The organism is Actinoallomurus acaciae (genome assembly GCF_042429965.1).
Lineage (GTDB): Bacteria > Actinomycetota > Actinomycetes > Streptosporangiales > Streptosporangiaceae > Actinoallomurus > Actinoallomurus acaciae.
This window is the reverse complement of record NZ_JBHLZP010000911.1, coordinates 1-1914: the sequence shown is the minus strand read 5'-3', so window position 1 is coordinate 1914 and position 1914 is coordinate 1. Positions and strand designations below refer to the sequence as shown.

Below are 1914 nucleotides of genomic sequence, written 5' to 3'. Positions count from 1 at the left end.
CCGCCCACCCCCGCCCCGCTCCCGCCATCAGGCCACTGAGCTGCTGTTATGTGGAACAGATAACGAGAAGGTCACCGTCGACGGCGACGCGGCACCTTCGTTCCGGCCCGGTTGACACGTTTTAATTGGTTCGCTTAAGTGAACGCCACTGGGTGGAGGAGGCGCGGCGATGGCGACCGTGGGCATCAAGGATGTCGCGCAGCGTGCCGGCGTGTCCCCCGGCACGGTCTCGAACGTGCTGAACCGCCCCGAGCGCGTCGCCGCCACGACGCGTGCGCGCGTCGAGCAGGCCATCCGCGAGCTCGGGTTCGTGCGCAACGGCTCGGCCTCCACCCTGCGCGCCGGGCAGAGCCGCGCCGTGGGGCTCGTCGTGCTCGACGTCGGCAACCCGTTCTTCGTCGAGGTCGCCCGTGGCGTCGAGGACGTGGTGAGCGACCGCGACCATGCGGTCATCCTGTGCAACTCCGGCGAGTCACCGGAAAAGGAGGCGCGCAACCTGCGGGTCCTGGCCGAACAGCGGGTCCGGGGCGTGCTCATCACCCCGGCGGGTGACGACACCTCCGGCCTGGCGCGGCTCCGCGAGCGTGGCGTCGCGGTCGTGCTCGTCGACCACTCGGCCTCCGGCGACGTGTGCTCGGTCGCCGTGGACGACGTCGCCGGCGGCGAGCTCGCGGTGCGCCACCTGATCGAGAACGGCGCGCGGCGCCTCGCGTTCGTCAGCGGCTCGAAGGCGATTCGCCAGTGCAGCGACCGGCGGCGCGGCGCCCTGCGGGCGCTGGAGACGTCCGGGCCTTCGCCCGGCGACCTGACCGACGTCGTCGTCCCGGAGATGAACGCGCACGGTGGGCAGGTCGCCGCCCGTACCCTCCTCGACGAGGGCCTGCCGGACGCCGTGTTCTGCGCGAACGACCTGCTTGCCCTCGGCGTGCTGCGCGTCCTGCTCCAAGCGGGCGTGCGCGTCCCCGAGGACGTCGCGCTCATCGGCTACGACGACATCGAGTTCAGCTCGGCCGCCGCCGTACCCCTCAGCTCGATCCGCCAGCCGACGTACCAGCTCGGGAAGATCGCCACCGAACTGCTCCTGGAGGAGTGCGACGACCCGGCGGGCCACGCGCATCAGCAGATCATGTTCCAGCCCGAGCTGGTCGTCCGCGAGTCGAGCGGCTGAGATGGAGCGCACCTACGCCGCGGTCGACCTCGGCGCCTCCAGCGGCCGGGTGATGGTGGCCCGTGTCGGGGCCGACGAGCTGGCCCTCCGCGAGGCTCACCGGTTCCCCAACGAGCCGGTGCGCGTGGCCGGCACGCTGCACTGGGACGTGCTCGGCCTGTACCGCGGGGTGCTCACCGGCCTGCGAGCGGCCGGCGGCTGCGACGGGGTCGGCATCGACTCCTGGGCGGTCGACTACGGGCTGCTCGACGACGACGGCGCGCTCATCGGCAACCCGGTCCACTACCGCGACGGCCGTACGGACGGCGTCCTGGAGCGCGTCGTCGCCGACGTCGGCGCGGACACCCTGTACGAGGTCAGTGGCCTGCAGTTCCTGCCGTTCAACACCGTCTACCAGCTGCTGTCCTCCCCGCTGCCCCCGCAGGCCCGTACGCTGCTGATGGTCCCGGACCTGCTCGCGTACTGGCTGACCGGCGCGACCGGCGCCGAGGTGACGAACGCCTCGACCACCGGCCTGTACGACGTGCGGGCCGGCGCGTGGGCGTACCCGCTGATCGAACGGCTCGGCCTGCCGCGCTCCCTGTTCCCGCCGCTGCGACCGTCCGGCTCCCGCGTGGGCACGCTGCGCGCCGACGTCGCCGCCGACACCGGCCTGCCGTCCTCGCTGCCCGTCACCGCGGTCGGCTCGCACGACACCGCCTCGGCCGTGTTCGCGGTGCCCGCCGAGCACGACCGCTTCGGGTACG

General features: G+C 72.7%; 2 protein-coding genes. Both read left to right on the top strand.

Annotation, left to right across the window (positions count from 1 at the left end; genetic code table 11):
* Positions 1–169 precede the first annotated feature (169 nt).
* Positions 170–1168: a LacI family DNA-binding transcriptional regulator gene (locus ACFFNX_RS48800; protein WP_378213283.1), complete on the top strand. Its 999-nt coding sequence runs from the start codon at positions 170–172 to the stop codon at positions 1166–1168.
* Position 1169: 1 nt separating this feature from the next.
* Positions 1170–1914 (top strand): FGGY family carbohydrate kinase (locus tag ACFFNX_RS48795; RefSeq protein ID WP_378213281.1); only part of this gene is annotated, 745 nt, incomplete at its 3' end.